Annotated in this window: 19 protein-coding genes; 15 read left to right on the forward strand and 4 right to left on the reverse strand. The window is 34.4% G+C overall.

Going from position 1 to position 21738, the window contains the following annotated elements; genetic code table 11:
• From H5079_RS02950 to H5079_RS02965, 4 genes are read left to right on the forward strand one after another with little or no spacing between them, the layout of a single operon-like run.
• Nucleotides 1–915, forward strand: coding sequence for an AAA family ATPase (locus H5079_RS02950; protein ID WP_182683387.1), 915 nt, complete (start codon nt 1–3; stop codon nt 913–915).
• 10 nt (nt 916–925) lie between these two features.
• Nucleotides 926–1252: a PilZ domain-containing protein gene (locus tag H5079_RS02955; RefSeq protein ID WP_011328477.1), complete on the forward strand. Its 327-nt coding sequence runs from the start codon at nt 926–928 to the stop codon at nt 1250–1252.
• Nucleotides 1253–1261: 9 nt separating this feature from the next.
• On the forward strand, nt 1262–2041 hold the full coding sequence (locus H5079_RS02960) for a TatD family hydrolase (protein ID WP_011328476.1): 780 nt from the start codon (nt 1262–1264) through the stop codon (nt 2039–2041).
• Nucleotides 2042–2045: 4 nt separating this feature from the next.
• A complete protein-coding gene (locus H5079_RS02965) occupies nt 2046–3905 on the forward strand; it encodes an alkaline phosphatase D family protein (protein WP_182683388.1) in 1860 nt (619 codons plus the stop codon).
• Here H5079_RS02965 and H5079_RS02970 read toward each other — a convergent pair.
• From H5079_RS02970 to H5079_RS02985, 4 genes are read right to left on the reverse strand one after another with little or no spacing between them, the layout of a single operon-like run.
• Nucleotides 3902–5227 carry an O-antigen ligase family protein gene (locus tag H5079_RS02970; protein ID WP_182683389.1) on the reverse strand — a complete coding sequence of 442 codons (1326 nt, stop codon included), beginning with the start codon at nt 5225–5227 and terminating at the stop codon, nt 3902–3904. The genes H5079_RS02965 and H5079_RS02970 overlap by 4 nt on opposite strands.
• 53 nt (nt 5228–5280) lie before the next feature.
• A complete protein-coding gene (locus tag H5079_RS02975) occupies nt 5281–5823 on the reverse strand; it encodes a hypothetical protein (protein ID WP_182683390.1) in 543 nt (180 codons plus the stop codon).
• Between the two features lie 25 nt (nt 5824–5848).
• A complete protein-coding gene (locus H5079_RS02980) occupies nt 5849–7855 on the reverse strand; it encodes an EAL domain-containing protein (protein ID WP_182683391.1) in 2007 nt (668 codons plus the stop codon).
• Nucleotides 7839–8537, reverse strand: coding sequence for a transglutaminase-like cysteine peptidase (locus H5079_RS02985; RefSeq protein WP_089368437.1), 699 nt, complete (start codon nt 8535–8537; stop codon nt 7839–7841). The genes H5079_RS02980 and H5079_RS02985 overlap by 17 nt, the downstream gene beginning before the upstream one ends.
• Before the next feature lie 594 nt (nt 8538–9131).
• Here H5079_RS02985 and H5079_RS02990 point away from each other — a divergent pair.
• From H5079_RS02990 to H5079_RS03040, 11 genes are all read left to right on the forward strand, one after another.
• Nucleotides 9132–9998 (forward strand): ATP-grasp fold amidoligase family protein, encoded by an 867-nt coding sequence (locus H5079_RS02990; RefSeq protein ID WP_182683392.1) that lies wholly within the window; start codon nt 9132–9134, stop codon nt 9996–9998.
• 61 nt (nt 9999–10059) lie between these two features.
• Nucleotides 10060–11088 carry an acyltransferase gene (locus tag H5079_RS02995; RefSeq protein ID WP_182683393.1) on the forward strand — a complete coding sequence of 343 codons (1029 nt, stop codon included), beginning with the start codon at nt 10060–10062 and terminating at the stop codon, nt 11086–11088.
• A 219-nt stretch (nt 11089–11307) separates the two neighbouring features.
• Nucleotides 11308–12585, forward strand: coding sequence for a flippase (locus tag H5079_RS03000; RefSeq protein WP_011328466.1), 1278 nt, complete (start codon nt 11308–11310; stop codon nt 12583–12585).
• A 34-nt stretch (nt 12586–12619) separates the two neighbouring features.
• The gene (locus H5079_RS03005) at nt 12620–13534 is read left to right on the forward strand and encodes a glycosyltransferase (protein ID WP_182683394.1); all 915 of its coding nucleotides are present in this window, start codon (nt 12620–12622) and stop codon (nt 13532–13534) included.
• 53 nt (nt 13535–13587) lie between these two features.
• Entirely contained in the window at nt 13588–14775 is a 1188-nt protein-coding gene (locus tag H5079_RS03010; protein WP_182683395.1) for an EpsG family protein, read from the forward strand.
• A 36-nt stretch (nt 14776–14811) separates the two neighbouring features.
• The gene (locus tag H5079_RS03015; protein WP_182683396.1) at nt 14812–15609 is read left to right on the forward strand and encodes a glycosyltransferase family 2 protein; all 798 of its coding nucleotides are present in this window, start codon (nt 14812–14814) and stop codon (nt 15607–15609) included.
• A 12-nt stretch (nt 15610–15621) separates the two neighbouring features.
• Nucleotides 15622–16350 (forward strand): WecB/TagA/CpsF family glycosyltransferase, encoded by a 729-nt coding sequence (locus tag H5079_RS03020; RefSeq protein WP_089368434.1) that lies wholly within the window; start codon nt 15622–15624, stop codon nt 16348–16350.
• A 197-nt stretch (nt 16351–16547) separates the two neighbouring features.
• Nucleotides 16548–17504: a phosphoribosyltransferase gene (locus H5079_RS03025; RefSeq protein WP_011328461.1), complete on the forward strand. Its 957-nt coding sequence runs from the start codon at nt 16548–16550 to the stop codon at nt 17502–17504.
• 1108 nt (nt 17505–18612) lie between these two features.
• A complete protein-coding gene (locus H5079_RS03030; RefSeq protein ID WP_011328459.1) occupies nt 18613–20016 on the forward strand; it encodes an undecaprenyl-phosphate glucose phosphotransferase in 1404 nt (467 codons plus the stop codon).
• Nucleotides 20000–21217, forward strand: a complete 1218-nt coding sequence (locus H5079_RS03035) for an outer membrane beta-barrel protein (RefSeq protein WP_011328458.1) — start codon at nt 20000–20002, stop codon at nt 21215–21217. The genes H5079_RS03030 and H5079_RS03035 overlap by 17 nt, the downstream gene beginning before the upstream one ends.
• A complete protein-coding gene (locus H5079_RS03040) occupies nt 21214–21735 on the forward strand; it encodes a polysaccharide biosynthesis/export family protein (protein WP_182683397.1) in 522 nt (173 codons plus the stop codon). Before H5079_RS03035 ends, H5079_RS03040 begins: the two co-directional genes overlap by 4 nt.
• The last annotated feature ends 3 nt before the right edge of the window (nt 21736–21738 follow it).

A 21738-nucleotide genomic window follows, 5' to 3' on the forward strand; every position in this document is an offset into this window, starting at 1 on the left:
ATGAGACTGCCTTGGCTACACGATATAGAGCAACGCTTAACACAAAGTTTTAAAGCACAGCGCTTTCATCATGCGCAGTTGTTTAGTGGTCCTATTGGTGTTGGCAAGTTTGCTTTTGCAAACCAGTTAGCAAATGCATTGTTGTGCAACAATATAGCCGAGCAAGTTGCGGCAAAAAAAAGTGTATTATCGGCTTGTGGACAGTGTAAAAGTTGTTTATTAATAAAGGCAGGTACTCACCCTGATAAGCGCTTAACGCAAGTTGATGGGCAGAGTATTGGCGTAGACGATATACGTGGTATTAGTGATTTTATGCATCATTCGGCAGCGCAAAATGGTAATAAAGTCGCTATTATCGAAAACTGCGAAAAAATGACTACCGCTGCTGCAAATGCGTTATTAAAAACGCTAGAAGAGCCAAGTCAAAGCCGGTTTTTAATTCTCACAACCAGTCAAGCTACACAATTGCCAGCCACTGTTTTAAGTCGCTGTGCAAAAACGGATGTAAAAGTAACAAACTTAGCACTTGCTCAGCAATGGTTAGAATCGCTAGAAATAACTAATTACACCTGGTTGCCGCTGTTTTACAGCCAACCACTGCAAGTTAAATACTGGCAAGAGCAAAATCAGCTAAAAAATATAAATACACTTTATAAATTTGCAACTGAGTTTAAACAAAGTCATAATTTTACTGAGTTAATAGCAATAATAAATAAACAGCCTGAGCTTATTCGTATATTTACGTTGTTTTTAAGCGAGCAATTAAAACAACAGCTTATGCAAGGCATGAGCTTTGACGCTTATCAAAATGTGCAACATGCTCTAAACGAGTTTTTACAAAATAATACCAAAATACTCGGGCTAAATTTACCGCTAGCAGTATCGAGATTAGCGTCCGTACTGCGAAATAATTAAAGGAATGAGCATGCAAGAGCTATTAGTAGATATAGACGATTTAGATGAATTATATTGCTGTTATATGCCTTATTTAAAAAAAGGCGGCTTATTTGTACGCACTAATATGCGTTACGAAGTAGGGCATTCACTCGCTTTACGAGTTACCCTTCCAGATGCGTTAGAGGATGACGTTGTGACCGGGAAAGTGTCGTGGATCACACCACAAGGAGCGCAAAGCTCTAACCCGCCTGGCATAGGTATTAGTTTTTTAGATGATAAAACAAACCTAAACGCCAAGATCGAAAAACTACTGGGGACTATGTTAAACTCCGGTAATCCAACTTATACCATGTAAAGTAGTACCATGATTGTAGATTCTCATTGCCATTTAGACCGCCTTGATTTTGATAAGCTCGATTTAAACCTTGACCAAGTGCTTGATAAAGCGCGTGCAAAAAAGGTTGAACACTTTTTATGTGTAAGCGTAACACTTGATCAATTCCCGAATATGCTTGATAAAATTAAGCATTATGATGATGTGTCAGCTTCGTGTGGCGTACATCCACTTGATCAAAAAGATGCGCTTAATAAGCAACAATTAATCGATTTAGCGTCGCACGATAAAGTCGTCGCCATTGGTGAAACAGGACTTGATTACTACTACGCAAAAGACACGCATGCCGTACAACAGGCAAGCTTTGTAGGTCATATAGAAGTAGCAAATCAACTACAAAAGCCATTAATTATTCATACTCGTGACGCTCGTAGCGATACCATTAATTTAATGAAACAGCATAACGCCGAAAATTGTGGTGGTGTACTACATTGTTTTACTGAAGATTGGGATATGGCTAAAAAAGCCATTGATATGGGCTTTTATATTTCGATTTCGGGCATTGTTACCTTCAAAAATGCCGTAGAGTTAAAAGAAGTGGTAAAACAAATACCGCTCGATCGCTTGTTAATAGAAACCGACTCTCCATATTTAGCACCAGTACCGTATCGCGGAAAAACTAATCAGCCAGCATATGTAGAAGATGTGGCTTATTACATTAGTGAATTAAAGGGAATTAGCTTTAACGAGCTGGCAAAAGCGACTACAGAGAACTTTTACTCTTTATTTAAATTAGCAGCCAAAGGCTAAATACATGAAAACTCACACGGCGCAACTTCCTATTTTATTAATGGGGCCTATGGTGCGCCGTGCAGAGCAAACCAGTGTATGCATTCAGTTTGCTACCTCTAAGCCTGTAAACTGTCGCATTGAACTGTTAAATTATGAATGTTACAGCGATCAGCACAGCGTTTCTCTCGGCGAGCACTTATATCTGCATTTCGTCATTATAAAGCCAATAAATCATAAGTTTCCTACTGACAGCTTATTAAGCTACGAACTTATAGTTGACGATACTCCAATTGATTTATCGCCTTGGTGCTATAGCAATCAAGCAACACCTGCATTTGTAATTCCCAATAAACTCAGTGATATTTTGCACGGATCATGTCGTAATGCACATCATCCCGCAAAAGACAGTTTAGTCTGTGCAAGTCATTGGCAAAACACTCAGCGCGGTAATAACAACCAAGGTGCACAATTGCTATTACTGAGCGGTGATCAGGTTTATGCCGATGACGTAGCAGGACCTATGTTATTAGCCATTCATCAGTTAATTGAAGCCTTAGGTATTTATAAAGAGCAACCACTTACAGTTGAGCTACCGAACGATATAAATGAGCAGCTTTATAATCGCCATTTGTTCTTACCAAAAACACCTTGGCAAAAACGCTCAAAGTTAGGTGTTAGTTACTGGCTGAAAAAAGATGAACCTCACTTTTCAAGTGTAAAAGCCCACAATCACCTTATTCACTTTGAAGAATATATAGCACTTTATTTATTAAATTTTAGTGCTGCAGCTTGGCAATGTGTAGATATACAAAGCATAACGTATGCAGGTCAAAACGAGCAAAACAAGACTATTTTTAACGCCGAAAAATCAGCACTGATTGATTATACAAAAGGATTGAGTGATGTAGAGCGGTTGTTTGCCAATGTATCTACATTAATGATATTTGACGATCATGATGTAACCGATGACTGGAACCTGACAGCTGGATGGGAGCAAGCGATTAGTCAAAACCCAGTGAGTAAACGTATTGTAAGCAATGGTTTAATTAGTTACTGGTTGTTTCAAGGGATGGGAAATGATGCACTCACTAAAACGGGCACATTAATCGCTGCGTTTAAGCACAGCTTAGCGAGTAGTAATATTTGGCAATTTAAAACATTTGATAAAACACTAACAGAATTTAGTCATTGGCATTATGAACTGACAACGGTTCCTAAAGTGGTGGTGCTCGACACTCGCACACATCGTTGGCGTAATGAGCAAAATTTTAATGAGCCCTCTGGTCTACTTGATTGGGAGCGACTTACTGATCTTGAGCAGAGCTTATTGAGCCATGATCAAGTTATTATTGTATCGCCCGCGCCAGTATTTGGCGTTAAATCGATTGAAGCTATTCAAGCGCTATTTAATATGTGCGGCCAACCGCTCACGGTAGACGTAGAGAACTGGATGGCTCACGAAGGCTCGGCAAGAAAATTGCTCGATACTTTTAGAAGAGACGATACCCCAAACGAAACGCTAATTTTATCTGGTGATGTACATTACTCCTTTTGTTTTTCGGTGCAAAAACGTTTTGGCGATCATCCTAATAGAGTGTGGCAGCTGACTGCCAGTGGTATAAAAAATGAATTTCCGCGTAAATTAATAAATATACTCGATAAACTCGATTCAATTTTATATAGCCCGAAAAGTCCGCTGAATTTCTTTACTAAACGTTGGCATATGGAGGTTGATAAACACCAAACCAAAGGCGATGGGCAAAAGTATTTAGTGAGCGATTCAGCTATTAGCTTAATAACGCTAGAGCAAGGTAATTTGGCCCGCTATCAGCTTATTCATGGCGACGGTCACTTAACTGAGTTTGATTTAGCACAGCGCTAGTCGGCTTGATTACGTCTTTTTTTTATAGTTTTAGGCGCAGGTAATTTATTAGTTAAAATAGCTAAGCATAAAATAGCCATAAACTGCATTGAATTAGCGCCTGCTTGCAGCGAATAGTCGACTAAAGAATGCAGTAGCATAGTAATAATAGCTACTGCACAGCCAAATGCTACTCCTTGATAAAGTGCGGTTTTGCGTTGGCGCATGGTCGCAATACAGAGCCATAAACAATAAAGTATCAGCAAACCAAGTGCTAATGTTGCCGGTATACCTAGCTCCACAGCAAATTGTATATAATCGTTATGCGCATTATCGTAGTAGCCAGAAAAGGGCTCTGATTGATACGCAGGGAAAGCAGTGTAAAAAGTACCCCCACCTGATCCCAGCAATGGTTTATCTAATATAAGTGGTATAGAGTCGCGTACCACTTCGTCACGCGTTTCTGAGTGTATACTGGTTTCGCTAATACGCTGTTTTACTTTTTCAACGTCAAATATTGCACCAATAATAATTAAATCGATAATAAAAAAGCTAATAATAAGGTGTTTAAACGCTTTGGGCTTTTGTCTGTAAATAAATAAAGCCAATAAGCTCATAACCATTAAAGCGATAAAAAATGCCGAGTTACCCATGCGGCTGCGAGTTAATATTAAGGCAACAATAATAATAATTAATGATACGCGTAATACAATTTTAGAGCTTAATAATATACCAGCCCAGTCACGTAATGTTTGTGCGAGTGATTGTGTATTGTCGTTAGCAGAGCGTTTTAACTCACTGATCAACACACCTATGCCTAAGCATAAGCACAGCGCTAAATAGTTGGCTAAAAAGTTAGAATAAGTAAAAGTACCAATAGCACGATCGGTATGTTTATAACTAAATAATGGGCTAATAATATCGGGTGATAAGCTTAAATAACTTGCATATAAGGCCTGAAAAACCCCAGCAAAAATAACAGTGTAAACTAATTTTTTAATTCGTAGGGAGTGGTTACAGTAAATAAAAATTAACCAGCAAAATAATAGCATAAACCAGGTTTTAATTAACATTTGCTGAGTTTGAAACGGATCAACACTTATACTAAATAGCTGTATTGTGCAAACTAAAACAACAACGCCAAGAGCAATAAATATAGGCCAAGAGTATAAAGGAGGATAAAGCAGTTGTTTATTTTTAATAGCACTATTAAATAAATGCAATAAAAACGTAAAGCTAATCAGCACGCCTATAGCTAATATTGCCCATGGGCGGTAACTGCCAAGGGGTAGGGGGAGTAAAAAAATAATTAAACATATAACAAAAAATATAAAGCGATTCACAGCCATCTCAAAATATAAACGCAGCGCTAAGGCTGCATTTATATTTAATAAAGTTAGTTACCAACTTCAGATATACCAGCATCACCACCAGTACCACCCGATCCAGGAGGTGTAGGCAATACAGGTAAGCTAATAGGAGGATTAGGTTGTGCTTGGATAGGGCCTGCTGCCGTGGCTTGTGAAGCAATAGTAGCATCTATGCCCGCATTAATTGCAGCAAGTGTAATAGTGTCTGAATCTACTCCGTATGCAGAAAGTGCGGCTAATAAAGTAGCAACCATAGGGCTGTCTACACCAAAAGCAGCAATAACGGCAGTAATCATTTGATCAACCTGAGCGTTACTACAATTGCCTCGTGGCAAGGTTTTGTCTAGTTGGTTTTTTATATTGTTTTTACAAATAATTTTAATGGCGGCAACTAAGTCTTGTTGCAGTTGCTCAGGAGATACATTTATTGGTGCATTACTTAAAATCGAAATCAAGTTGTCTATCCCTGCAGACTGAACAGATTTTGATGTATTAGTTTGTGCATAAGTTTGCGGTACATAAAATACACACAGCCCTACTATTAGTCCAAATAAGATAATTGCTTTCATGATCGACCCTTGTTTAAAAAATAGGCTACTTACAAAATTCTAATACATTTGGATGAAAAGTAAACTTTTTATTTGTGTTTTCATCAATAATGTTGATTACTTGTGAGGCGGAGCAAATTAAATTCCCTTGAACACCATCACAACCTAAGCTTTCGAGTATGTTTAATGTTTCGGGCTTTTCAATTAAACACGCTAAGACTTTAATACCAAAGCCATGACAAATATTATTTACAGTTTGAATATAAAAGCGACTTTGCGGATTATCAATTAAATCTTGAATGTAGCTACCGTCAATTTTCACATACTCAATATCAAGACCATGTAAATACTTAAAAGAGGTTAAACTGGTGCCAAAGTGCTCTACACACACACTAATACCAACCTCTTTTATCGCATCAATATGAAGTGCAGCAACGCGTATATTACTTAGTAAGCTCAATTCATGAAGCTCAAAAATAAGATTGTTTTTGAGGCAGGGGTAGTGTTGAGAAAACGCACCTAGCCATTGTATAAACTCCGGTGAATATAATGAGGACTTACTTATATTTAATGCGAATTTATCCTCTGGATATTGCATTTTAATATTAATAAAATCACGGATTAATTTTTTATCCAGTTCTTCTGTCAAATTTAACTTTTCGGCCATAGCGAATAAGTGACTATTGTTTATTTTTTCATTGTTATAGATAAAGTGCGCAAATACCTCAAAGTAGCACTGTGTAAACTCGGTATTACTTTTTTTCACAGGCTGTACTGAAAAGCTCACTTCCCCAGAGTTAATTATGCTCTGAATTATTCTTTGCCACTCTTCAACACTAAAGACTATTTTATTATCAATGTTAGCGTCAATCGTACTTTCTCCAATAGTACATTTGGTATCTAATGACGAAAGTAAATGACTCAGTGTTAAGCTTTTTTCAACATTTATAGAAGCTAAGCGGGCATAACCATTATTATGTGAGCTGTGCTGTTTTTGGCTAAACAGGTCAATAAGGTTAGCGTGTAAATTATATAAAAAAGTAATATCGTATGGCGCAATAAAAACAAAAGTACTGCCATTTATTCGGCATAACCTATAATTATTTAGTTCAGCTAAAGAGAGTTTTAATATTTTAGCAACGTCAGTCACATACTCATCACCCCTTTGATAGCTAAGTGTTCGATTAATGTTTACTAGCGAGGGAAGTGTGACCATTGTTGCTGTCATTGGACGCTCAGAGGTAATGGAGTGGGTAACGGCGTTAAAATAGTTTTCAAAAGATTTGCGATTACCTAACCCTGTTAGTGGATCACTATACACGGCGTTTGTTAGTGCTTGGGTTTGTTTAGCTAAAGAGTCGAATGTACTTTGCAAATTAAGCACCATATTATTAATTGCTTTGGTTACTATGCGCAATTCGTGGGCTAACGGCACTTTATTATTGAGTGTAAAGCGTTTGCGAGTAACAAGCAGTGCTTGCTTCTCAACTGCTTTTAAAGGTTTGAATATTGTTTGTAAAATAAAATAAGTGATCAGCAGTGAAGCAATTAATAATATGAGCGAACTATAAAAGCTACGCTTTGTGTGTAGCCATAAAGTTAAATATGACTCTCCTAAGTGGCTGGTAACTTCAAGTGTACCAGCAATGATCCAACCCGTATTTATTTCAGATTGCATTGTAGGCGCGCTTAATTTTACAGTGTTTGTAAACCAATGAGGCACAGAATCTACATGGGTAGGGTTTTCTAATGAGAATAGCGTTTCATGTTTCGTATTAATAAAGCGTATTTTACTATAATAACCAGAATCAAATATTGCGGTTGCCATAGTTTGCCCTATTATGATTCCATCTGTATCCAAATAAGGGGAGATAGAAAGTCCTAGGCTTGTAGCTGTGTCTTTTGCATGGCTTGCCATTTGTGTTTGTAAATAGTCTCGGGTTGTATCTACATCAATAATAATTCTTACAAAAAAAGATAAAATGGAAATACAAATTATTAGCCCGTAGATCTGTATTTTAAGACTCATACCTTGTTTAAAAGGGTGATACATTATTTTCATCTCCTGTATCAATTCCATTTACGAGTGCAAGCTCACCTTTTTCAATTCTTTTTAGCATAGTATCCCAAGCCGACACACCGCTACTATTTTTAACTTTATTACCAAGCCCTTTTGCTTTGGCTAACCATAAACCTTGGCCATTAAAACTGTATATAGGTGTTAAATCGTGACGTTTATTTGCGGGGAGTAACTGGGTATTAAAGTTACCCAAAACAAAAGGAATTTGGTCAGCTTCAGGAAAGTATATCAGTACCATGTGGGGCTGATTAATGGTGTGTTGACGCACATACATAAACCTTATTTTTTCTTCAGGAATACCAAGCGCAATTAAAGTAAAGTATTTAGCTATAACGTAATCCTCACAATCCCCCATACCTACACCCAAGCTTTCTATTGGTGTAGCCCAATAATCATTTTTATTCCAAAGCTCATTATCTGTTTTGTATTTTATATGTTCATTAAAAAAATTATTAACCAGATGTACCTGCCGCCATTCATTCTTATCAATCGATGCATCAATAAACCTAAGCCATTGCTTTATGCGATTATGTCCATCTTTACCATAATGTTGTTTTGCACGTTCAATTATTTCGCTATTACGCAAGTAATTGATTGTGTCTTGTGAGTAAACATAAAAAGATAACAAGATAACAATGCAGCACCCCAAACGCACAAGTAGTTCCTTAAAATTTAGATGCGACACTTATTATATTATTAGCATTAAAACCGAAACTAGCAATAAAGTAGGTTAAATAAGTTTTAATGAAACAATTTGTTAGCATTGACTAATTAAAAGGTGTGGTTTAATGTTTATTGAATTGCGTTGTTTTGTACTTTAAATGTACGAAATCGCGATTAGTGACCCCAACATATGCGTTAAAAGTTTTAAAGATTGCTCGTTGGATATAATAAAAATTGGCACTAAATTTTGACTTTATTAAATTGTATGGCAATTGATATAAAGTGCTATGTAGCAAATACACTACATTGTTAAGTTATACCATTGATAAACCATATATATTAATTACTTAAAGCTTAAGTAATACATGAGAGGCTTAATATTAAACACAATCTCGGTGCACATGAAAATACAATGTTTACGAGTTTTTTGAGATCTGTTTTACTAAGTAAATTAAAAGTTTAATCTTATAAGTTGATCTATTATAAGATGAATTGTTCTATTTAAAACCAAGTGAGTTTGATGGTAGCTCCAATTTTGGAGTTAGAAAAATTATTTTACGTTTAGTAAATTTAAGAGAGTCAACGGATGGGTTTATTTTTGAAACTGTTGAAAAATAAATTAAAGGTATTGATACCTGACTCTATATATATTCGATATGAATATTTAAAGCTTCACCGTAAATTTTATTCAAAAAAGAAAGTGCTTACTTTTAGCGATAGGATTTTCTCCTGGAAACTAAGTAAGAAACTAACTGATTTTTCTATTTTTGTGGATAAATATAAAGTTAGAGCATTTGTCGCTGATAGGTGCGGTGAAAAATATCTTCCAACCTTACTAAAAACTTGTACCGTAGCTGAAGATTTTAATTTAACCGAAATGCCAGATAAATTTGTCATAAAACTAAATAACGGTAGTGGCTATAATCTTGTTATCAATAATAAAAATGATCATTGTAATGCTGAAATTCGCCAATTAATTACACAATGGCTAAAGTCTGATTTTTATGCAATAAGTAAAGAAAAACAGTATAAAAACGTTGAGCAGCTAGTTATTTGTGAAGAGTTTATTGAATCAACAGATGGCCTAAAAGACTATAAATTTTATTGTATAGAGGGCGCAATTGAATTTGTGCAGGTAATTTCACAAAGGACAAGCAATAAGCAAACGCACAACTACTATTCAAGGTTATGGCAACCACTTCCAATCTTAAGGGCTGGATGTGATATTGGAGAAGTTGAACTCAAACCAAAAAATTTTGCAGAGGCAGTTGTAATTGTAGAAGCATTGAGTAGCTCATTTTCTTTTGTAAGAGTTGATCTCTATATTCAAGATAAAATATATTTTGGTGAATTAACGTTTACTCCTGGGAATGGGTACATTAAATTCTTGCCTGAAAAGTTTGATAGGGAGTTAGCAAGTAAAATGAAATTAGCTTTTAAAAACAATGGTTAATAAATTAAGAGAATAAGTATATTTAATAAATGGTTCACGCTTTTACTTTAAGGGAGTGAAGATGAAAATAAAAAAAATTCTCAGCCTAGAAACACTCAGAGGGTGGGCTTGTTTATTATTAGTACTTAATCACTTAATAGGTGAACCAAATATATCAGGTTTAAAGTTACCCGAAAATAACGACTTTTATTTTTTTAACTTAATGTTAGAAAATGTCAGAATGCCATTATTTGCATTTTTAGGCGGCGTTATTTTCTCTTTTAGAGGAGTGACATCAGAGCAATTTTTTTCTATGTTAAAAGGAAAGTACTTTAGACTAATCATTCCTCTAATTTTTGTAGGCCCAATTTATCTATTTATTCAGGCACATACTTTAGGAGCAAATCAAAAAATAGAAATAACCAATATTACTTATTACTTTAGCGTGATATGGGAAAGTAAATTTCATTTTTGGTTTTTACAAGCAATGTTTTTGGTGTTTTTATTTTATGGCTTATCATCATTTATAAAAACTACAACTCAAAATAAATACATATTTGCGCTATTTACGGGGATTATTTTATGCGTATTTATGCCTACAGATATTTATTTTTTTTCATTATCTGGATTTTTCTTTTTATTACCTTTCTTCTCGTTAGGGTGCTTACTTAGCTCAAAAAGACACAGCGAAGAAAAGCTAAATATAAAGTTAGTTACAATATTATTAACTTTGTTTGCTGGCCTCATGTTGTATAAATTTTTACAACTACAAAGCCAGAGTAACTTTGAAAGAAACAGCCTAATGGGGCTAGTAACTGGCTTTGTTGGTTGTTCATTATTTTACTTTGCAAAAATAAAGATTATACCCCTTGTGTTTATTGGTAAATATTCATTTTCAATATACTTATACCATGTTTACTTTTTGGTTTTATCTAGAATGTTACTAGTTTATTTAGGTGTGCAATCGACAGAGCTTAATATTGTATTTGGCATGTTCTTTGGGATCTTTGGTCCGATTGCAGTTGAAATTGTATTATCAAAAAGTAATTACGCATCACGAATTTTTTTAGGGCAAAAAAGTACTGTTAAATATGCACAAAAGTCGACATAGGAAACGATGTTTGTATATGAGTACTAATTATGTGCGTATTTTTTACGTAGCAGTGATTAGTGAATTTTAATAAAGCAGTACACATTACTAATATGGTTACTACACTGAGATCTTTATAAATCTAAAACAGTCAGTCAGTTAATTTATTTAGTTATTGAATTTTAAAATTTTGATTTATTGAAGTTATAAATATGACTCTATTATTACAAGGTAAGTTTTTTGAGCCAATCGCCAGCTATTTTAAATAAGTTTTTAGGCACAGCCGGTTTACAAATGATAAGCCGTGCTTTATCCGTTATAGCAGGCGTAATACTTGCCCGTTATTTAGGACCTGAGCAATATGGCTTATATACCTATGTTTTATCAATTATTGCCATAGTCACAATACCTGTTATAGCAGGTTTACCACAATTATTGATCCGTGAAATTGCACATGCTGAATTGGAAGGTAAATGGGGAGAATTAAAGGGGTTACTCAGGTGGTCATCGGCATTTATTATCAGTATTTCTGCGCTTGTGATGCTTACGACCATGCTTATTTTATATTTAGGCTTAATAAGTTCCCAGACTGCTAGTTTACTTTGGTTTGCAATTTTTTTGATCCCTATAAAAAGCTTTTCTGCAAAACAAGGAGCTATTTTAAACGGTTTTAGAAAACCAATTCTAGGCTTATTTCCAGAGTTTATTTTGATGCCATTTTTAGCCATTTTAGTTTACTTATATTTTATTGTATCAAAAACTGAGTTCACCAGTTTACTGCTTATAAAAGTACAGTTAATAACATCGGCATTAACGCTGTTATTAGGCTTAGGGCTAATATTTAAAGAGCGATCGAATAACCTTAACCATGTTAAACCTACTTACTATTTTAAAAAATGGCATATTGCATTACTCCCGTTTACGCTAATGATATTTATTAGCACCATGAATGCACAGCTTGCAAACGTATTTTTAGGCTACTTCGATGATAAAGAGTCTGTCGCTTCTTTTAAGGTAGCTTTACAAGGGGTGACATTAGTTACCTTAGGGTTTGCAGCGGTAAACAATATTATAGGCCCTAAAGTTGCTAGGTTGTATAGAAGTGGCGATATACAGTCAACACAGGCTTTACTAACTAAAAGTGTAAAGTTAAGCGCCACTTTTTCAATACCAATAGCGGTTGTTTTAATTTTTTTTGGGGATTGGTTTATAAGAATACTTTTTGGAGAGCAATATCTGGCTTCCCATCCAATTCTTATTATTTTATGTATTGGCCAAATAATTAATATTTGTTTTGGCTCTGTTGGTTTAGTGCTGAATATGACAGGAAATGAAAAACGTTCATTAAAAGCATTGTTGGCTACATTATTAATAAACGTGTTGTTGTTATTTATTTTAGTGCCTATCTATCAAGCAATTGGGGCGGCTTTAGCTGTAAGCATGAGTCTAGTGCTGTGGAATATTTGGATGTCGATTGATGTATATAAAATAACAAAGTTAAAAACTTGGTTATGCTAAATTTCATTTATAAAAATTAAAAGGATTAAGCTAAATGGTTGAGTTAAGCATCATTATTCCTACTTATGGAAGAGTCACAAAAATAAGAAATGCAATACAAAGTGCACTTATAAACTCACTTTGTGAGGTAATAGTTGTTGATGATAATGGTAAAGGGTCAGAGCATCAGCTAAATACAGAGTCTATTTTAGAGGATTTAATTGTCTCTAAAAAAATAAAATACATACCATTAGAAAAAAACTCAGGAGCAGGGATTGCCAGAAACATTGGTATTAAGCAAGCCAATGGCGAGTATGTTACTTTTTTAGACGATGATGATTTTTTTATAGATGGGAAATTACTCGAAAAACTTAACTTTTTTAAACACCAACAAGAGCAGCCTGCTGTCTGTTGTAGCCATATGCAAGTAGAAAAAAATGGTAAATGTGTTTTAGCAAACGATGATAAGTTTGTAGGCCATGACGCTAAGACCTTTTTGCTATCTGGGAGTTGTTATACTTCAATGATAATGATTAAAAAAAGTGTTTTAGAAGCCATAGGTGGGTTTTATGATACACCTTACTTACAAGATCATACCTTAATGTTAAAGGCCTTTATTCAAAATTATAGTGTGTGCGTATTTGCTGAAAATGTCTTTGTGCATACAATCCACAATGGAGCGAGTATTACCACAGGTACTCGACCAATAGCAGGCGTACAGCTCAGGTGTAAATTAGAAAAAGAGCTAAGTAATAAGGTCACGTTGTCAGCTTCAGAGCAAAACGATTTGAATTATAGGTGGAGCACAATTGACTATCATAATTACTGGCTTGAACATGGGCGCAATTTCTCTTTATTTAAATTTTTGTTCACAAAAATAGTATGGCGCTCAAGAACAAGCGAACAACTTTATGAATCATTTAAGTTACTCGTAAAGTTTGGGATGAAATATCAATATTACTCAAAGTAAAAGGAAGCTTTATTTTGATCTATCACAATAAAACTTTTCTGTTAAATAGAACAATGTTGATTCTTGTTTTTGTATCATTAGTTTCACTACTAGCGCCTTTTTATATAGGAATTTTTGCTTTATTCACGTATTTAACAACTAAAAGATCTGAGTGGCTTTACGTTTTTTTTATTAGCTTTATTTTGCTTTTTTGCAATATGAATTTACACAAAGAAGCATGGGCATTTGGCGATTTTTTAGGAATAGGCAATGACTTAGGCTGGTATTCAACTCAATGGTTTGCATTCAATAATTATCAATATGGTTTTTTGAGTATTTTTGATGAAGATTATGCAATTTTTATTAATGATGGCTTTTTGGTACAACCGAAAATATCGGAGCCGATTTATCATGGCTATTCTTACTTCTTTTCAAAATTAACGAATGGCAATTATATATTTTATACGTATACGATTACGTTATTTATCTATTTACCAGCATGTATTGTTATTTACAAGATATTAGATTCAGCTAAATTTAGTGAGGTGTTAATTGCGTTAGCGCTGATGTTTTTTATTTTTTATTCAATGAAATTTACAAACATGTTTAACATGATACGGCATTATTGCTCAGGTTCTTTCTTAATTATTACTCTATTTTTTTTATATTTTGACAAAATACGCTTCGCCATTTTTTTTGGTGTCATCGCATCATTAACACATAATGCAGCCGTGGTTGTTTGTGCAATTTATTTTGTTGTTTATTATGTTACGGCCTCTGATGAAAGAAGTAATAGATACAAAATTTTATATGTCGTTATGGGCTCTGCGGCAATATCAATATTATACCTTTTAGTTTATTACGCCACATTTACCAATTATGAAGAATTAGATGATAGAGGTTCAGGAATACTATTTAAGCTTTTAGATGTTGCTATCGTACTGCTTTCTATATTCGCCTATATGGTTAGGCGTAAATCGACATTTGATAAAGTGTGGTTTTATTATATAGGTATTATCGTATTAATTTGTTTTATGCATACAACAAACTTCTTACAGCTACGCTATTATGCCTACTTTGATTATTTTAGATGGATTGGCTTGGTATATATATTTTCTTTAATACTACGCGTTGTCAGGCTAAAGCTACTGTTTTTTTCATTATCTTTAATCGCGTTTATTTTATTTTTGTGGTACAGAATTTATATTTCTGATTTCGATTTTAACGGAATGTTCCACCATTATTTCTTTATAAAATTTTAACTTCATATTATGTAATAACTACTTATAGGGATTGTAATGAAAATTTTATTACTAACAACATGTATATGTAATGACGAAAATATCAAAGACTTAAAAAGACTAATATTATCGATAAATAGTGTAAGAAACATTCAATTTGTACACTATGTACTATTACAAAGTGCAGATGGCTACAGTGAAGAGTGTTTACTTGGGCTAGCTAGTAACTATACGCTAATCACAATTAGTCAAAGTCATATTGTGTCGTTATCAAAGGCCAGAAATAAGCTTATTAAAGAAGTGAACAGTCGGTATTCATTGAATAATTTTGATTTCGTGTCCTGCCCAGATGATGACTGTTGGTACCCAGAAGGGTTTTGGAATAGCTTTAATGAACTACAAGCACTCAGTCGATTTGAATTGTTTTATACTCAATTTTCATCAGCACCAAGTATTAGCCCCTTTACTTCTAATGAACATAATTCGTCAAACTTAATACGATACGCATCATCTAACACTACATTTTATGCATCTAAAGTATTTAATGAAGTAGGGCTGTTTGATGAAAACTTTGGCGTCGGCGCTAAAAATAATGGAGGTGAAGATTTGGACTTTGCAATAAAAGCTTCACTTATTAGTAAGGTTATATTTTTTATGAACTCTGCAGCTATTGGCCATCGTGATCCATTACCAGAATTTAGATATAAGTATTTTCAAGGCTCTTTCGCGGTATTAAATAACCACAAACTAAAAAGTACTGCTCTTTACTATCACTATTTGCGAAAGCTTATGGTTGGTATTTTTTATTATTCACAAAGAAAAATAAAGTTTGCTGACTTTAAAGTAATAAAATAGGAGCTTAAAGCGATGGACCCTATCTTAAAGTCATTAACTTTAGTCAATGAGGTATCTTTAGCCAGTATTTTAGAGCGTATCACAAATACGGATAAAGCAATTTCGATCGGTTTTTTAAATCAGTATGCATATAACTTAATAAGTAGTAGTGATGCTATAAAAGCTAACTTTTTCGATTTAGATTATTTATTCAGAGACGGTAAAGGGGTTGAATTAGCGTGCTTGTACAACAATATTGACCCTCAATCTAACTTAAATGGTACAGACTTTATTCCGCGATTAATCTCGCAATTATATTTATCTAACAAGGAAATGACCCTTTTTGCGTACGGTACTCAGCAACCTTGGTTAGATATAGGTGCAACCTCGCTTTTTAACACCTCCCAATATTATAGTTTAAATGGGTTTAAAGATGTCGACTGTTATCTTGAGCACAATTTACAGTATCAAACTGAGAGTCTTAACGTAGTCGTTCTTGCTATGGGTATGCCTAAGCAAGAGCTGATAGCTACACAACTAAAACTACAGAGCAAAAATAAAATGATAATAATATGTGGTGGTGCAATATTGGATTTTCAAGCGGGTAGGGTAAAGCGCGCACCGACGATATTTAGAAAGCTTGGTTTTGAGTGGCTATACAGATTTGCTCTAGAGCCTAAAAGGTTATTTTCTCGTTATGTTGTCGGGATCCCATTGTTTTTTTTAAATGTATATCGCTCCAGTACTAAAAGAGTTTTGTAATTAAAGGGAGTGGTAAAAGTTAATTTCTATTAGCGTGAAGCTAACGCTTAAATCAAAGATATAATAACAATTTGATGGCTATTTTTGACGTGAGATCTACATTATTGCGATAAATTGTACTAACCTTAATAAAAGCAATGTAATTAATAATAATTTTAGTATGTTAGGTAAAATGTTTTTAAGGGAGGGTGATTCTAATGAATTATAAAAGTTATTGTCATTTAAGTCAGGATATAAAAGAACACTTGCCTAAAATACAGAGTTTAAACTTTGATTTAATTGTAGGCCTTCCAAGAAGTGGTTTAACACCAGCTAATATGCTGGCATTGTATTTGAATATTCATTGTACGGATTTGATTTCTTTAATTAATAATTCAGAGCTCAAAACAGGAAGTACACGAAAAAGTAAAAATCAATATTTAAAATACCCACAAAACGCACAAAAAATATTATTAGTGGATGACAGTATTGCAAAAGGTGACTCGATTAAAGCTGATATGGCTTTAATTCCCACATATTTACACAGTAAAATTACGACATGTGCAATTTACTCATCGCTAAAACAAAGAAATGATGTTGATTTTTTTCTAGAGTACCTACCATCACCAAGGGTGTTTGAATGGAACATTTTTCATCATCCAATTTTAACGACTGCTTGTTTAGATATAGATGGTGTTTTGTGTATTGATCCTACTGAAGAGCAAACTAATGATGCCGAAAAGTACATTGAGTTTATTTTAAATGCACAGCCATTATTTATACCCTCTAGAAAAGTTTATGCGCTTGTTACCAGCCGGTCAGAAAAGTATCGAGAACAGACTGAGATATGGTTAAAAAAGTATAAAGTAGAATACGAGTATTTAATTATGCAAGATTTACCTGGTAAAGAAGGAGGACAAAAGCAAATTAGTCATGCAAAGCATAAAGCTTTATTTTATCAAAAAAGTAGTGCAGAGCTTTTTATTGAAAGCGACTATAAGCAAAGTATTGAAATTAATCATATCACTAAAAAACCAGTTTTTTGTGCAGCTAGTAACCAAATAATTAACAACGGCTTTTATAATCTAAAGCATGAAGCAGTTACAAGCTTAAAAGAACGGTTGGCTTCGTTTATACCTCGTGGCATAAAAAATCAGATTAAAAAATTATATTAACTTTATTTACAAAGACTTATCTTGTTCTTTAGATAAATAGAGCCTAGCTTATATTATTGTTAATTTGCAAGTGTGTAGGGCTCCCATCAACTCAAAATATAAAAGCTAAGTTTTCAGTATTCACCGTATTTAGGCTTGATATTGTTTGCGCTTAAGCTCTTCAGTACTTAGCGTTTTTTGTTTATTAACTAACGCCAAACGTTTGTGTAAGCCTTACTGGTTAGTCATTGCCACCATGTGTAGTATAACATTCCCCCAGGCTACCTTAAACCCACCAAATAATAGACGCACTATGCTTATTTAAAACTTAGAAGCAAACACTTATAACGTGTTTTCGGTTGTGTTATTAATTATTATCTAAACCAGTTAGCGGTCTGCTCTCTTACTTTTTGTACAGCCTATTATTTTTCTAAAGGATTACACTAGGGTAAAAATGTACTATTTCACAGGGTTTGGTTGATAGTAGTTTTTATATAGTCGCAGTTTAAACCTAAACACTGATAAGCAGGCTGTATAAAGCGATCTTTTATGTTTGTTTTTGTTTTATGTTTGTTTATTTTGTGTTTGTTTATTTTGTGTTTGTTTTATTGGCTATAAATAAAACTATTAAAACCTTCAAGTAAACAGTAATTAAGCCCCAAGGTAATAGGTTGCTATTATGTTGTTAGTAAATGAATGTAGTTGCTAAAACTAAGTAGATGATAATTAAAAATAGCTGTAGGGCAAATTACACATCAAGTACAGAGCCAAAAATGTGCAAAATTTATTGTAATATTATGCTATTAGCTTTTATTCATCGGCATAGTTTTTACTGAGAGAGTAAGTTACGTATACCCTACTCATAATATTAACCAGATGGATTCATGCATTGTTTATTTAAATATCTAAGCATGATTACATAAAAAAGGGCTGTTGTTTAGATGGGGAGTTGTAGTTTAGATACATTTATATTTTAAGAAATATGTTTAATAAAATAGCTTTAACCTTTTGTATATTAGTAAACCCGCCTGTATGTTAATTGTGCAATTTGAGATGTTAATTTAGTATTAATTCCATAGTCTAGTGATGCTTCTTCTTACCTGAGACCAATTAATAGGAATTAATAGTTATGAGCTCTTCAAGGACATTTAAGTTATCAGGTTCGTCAGATGCCTGCTTTTATAGACTCTTCGATATTTTTGCATTGTTTTTTGCTTTTCAATGCTCCGCCTTATTTTATAACTTTAATCTAAGCTCTTTTTATATGGTATCAGTGCTAAGTGTTGCATTAATTTACTTATATTGCGCTGAAATATTTTCCACTTATAGATCGTGGCGAGCAGGGAAGTTTAGGGTAATGATGTTGTGTGTTTGGGGCGCTTTATTAGTTTCATTCGCTTGTTTGTTTTTTATATCATTTATTTTTAAGTTTTCAGAATCCTTATCTCGGATTGGCATTAGCTTGTGGTTTTTATTAAGCATGCTTTATTTATATTTATGGCGCTTAGCTGTGTACTTGTATAAGCGAAATCGTCGTAAATTTGGTTCATATTTACGCAATGTAGCCATCATTGGTGCTACAGAAACCGCTGCTTACTTATATGATGAAATTGAGAAGAATGATGAGTTAGGCTTTAAGTTTTTAGGGTTTTTTGATGATAGAAACCCAGAGCGTTTATTTAGTAAATTAGCCTCTCATGATGTTGCAGGCAACATACAAAAAGCTGTGGATTTAGCAAGAGAGGGCAGAGTTGATGTGTTATATATTGCTCTTCCCATGAAAGCAGAAAAACGTATTGCAGACATTTTATTGCAGCTGGGTGATACCACTGTTGATGTGCATATAATACCTGACTTTTTACTTTCTAATCTTATACATGCGCGTATTGAACATGTTGGCGAAGTTGATACTTTGAGTGTGTTTGAGTCGCCATGCATTGGTGCTCATGAGTTTATTAAGCGTACAGAGGATATTGTGTTTTCAATGATTATATTGTTATTGATTTCGCCATTACTATTAGTTATTGCCGCGGCAGTGAAATTAACATCAGCTGGTCCTGTAATATTTAAGCAAGATCGTTACGGACTTGATGGACGAAAAATAAAAGTTTGGAAATTCCGTTCAATGACAGTAACAGAAAACAGCAAAGTGGTAACTCAAGCTACAAAAAATGATGTGAGGATAACAAAATTAGGCCGATTTTTGCGACGTACGAGTCTTGATGAACTTCCTCAGTTTTTAAATGTACTTGAAGGTGACATGTCCATTGTTGGCCCAAGACCTCATGCGGTTGCGCACAACGAAGAGTATAGAAAAAAAGTAGAGTTTTATATGTTTAGGCACAAAGCCAAACCAGGCATTACAGGGTGGGCGCAAGTTAACGGCTGGCGTGGTGAAACAGATACGTTAATAAAAATGGCGAAACGTGTAGAGTATGACCTACACTATATTAAGAACTGGTCATTACTATTTGATATAAAAATAATAATCATAACAATATTTAAAGGATTTAAGAATGAAAATGCCTACTAATACAATTGCCCCTTGCCTACTCGTTGTTTGTATTGGGGGCAGTCCTTATGCAACGGCTAACCTAAAACCAGGTAGTATTATTACAAAAGATGGTGCCGAAATAACGCCTACACTACAAACAGGAGTGAGTACTAATAATAACTTTTTTAGAACACCAACTAATGAGGAGTCGCGGTTAATATGGAATATATCACCTAACATTTCGGCTGTAATTGAAGATGGCCCAGACAATTATAAGCTTAATGTTGGAACAATAACGTCCTTTCATAATAAAGATACCACAGATAACTTCACTCAAGTGACCACAGCAGCGAGCGTTCATAAAGAGTTTACCCAACAGCATAGACTCGATATTAAAGGTGATGCAGATTGGTTATATGAACCCAGAGGAAGTGGTTTAACCGAAGGTTTGGGGGATATTGTTAATGAATTAGTAAAGTACCAACAGCAAAATGTAACAACGCGTTATGAATATGGCGCAAAAAGCTCTAAAGCTCAAGTTGCGCTTATTGCTGGTTTTTTCAATAAAAAATACCAAAATTTTAGACCTGTATCTCAATATCGCGATTATGATAAAACTTTAGTGGGAATAACCGGTTACTACAATACGCTTGCAGCAACGCGCACTTTTTTGGAGCTAACACAAGAAAAGTACCGCTATGATGTTTTGCAAGCCAATGGTATTTCACGAGATTCAGATGACAGAAAAATATTACTGGGAATAGAGTGGGAGGCAACGGCGGTAACATCCGGTACCTTCAAAGTCGGTTATCAAGACAAAGATTTTTTTTCTGACCTACGTGAAGATTTTACCGGTTTAAGCTGGGAAGCCGCAGTACTTTGGCAACCACTTACTTATTCATCGTTACAATTTTTAACTAGCCGCTCAGCTAAAGATCCCTTAGTAGCAGGTGATTATATTAAAGAGAGTGTTTATAACATTACCTGGGATCACAATTGGAGTAATTACTTTAGTTCGTTGGCAAGTTTAAATTATGCAGATGAGCAATACACAGGGGATGTTGGCAGACAAGATAAAACAACAGCGGCTCGACTAGGTTTAAACTATTTGGTTAGTAACTTTGGGATGGTATCTAGTTACGTTGATTTTATAGATAAAAACTCTAATCAAAATACGATTGAATATGATCGTGTCATTGTCGGGATTAATTTTACCTTTGTTTTAAAGGCTAATCGATGAAATTTTGGATGCTTGTTTGCCTGGCTTTTTTATTAAGTTTTAATAGTTTTGGCCAAAATGCGCAAAACTATACTTTAGGGCCAGGTGACAAAATTGAAATAAAAGTTTTTGGCCAACCAGATTTAGATGTGACGGCGTTATTAGGTAACAGTGGCAAAGTTAATTACCCTTTTTTGGGAAAAGTTAAACTCGCTGGCCTAAATACATCACAGGTTGAACAAATAATAATAAGAGGGCTACAGCCTGACTATTTAGTTAACCCCAATGTGTATGCGCAAGTTACACAATATCGACCTTTTTATATTCATGGTGAGGTAAATAACCCAGGTGCATACCCTTATCAGCCGGCAATGACAGTAAATCAAGCGATTGCACTTGGCGGTGGATTAACAGAGCGAGCATCGATAGATAAAATATATATTTTTAAAGAGCAAACAAAAGAGCAGCAACATAGAGGCAGTTTAAACAGTCAAATTGCAGCGGGCGACACCATTAAAATAGAACAGCGCTTGTTTTAAGCC

The organism is Pseudoalteromonas sp. SG44-5 (assembly GCF_014164175.1).
In the GTDB taxonomy this organism is placed as follows: domain Bacteria; phylum Pseudomonadota; class Gammaproteobacteria; order Enterobacterales; family Alteromonadaceae; genus Pseudoalteromonas; species Pseudoalteromonas nigrifaciens.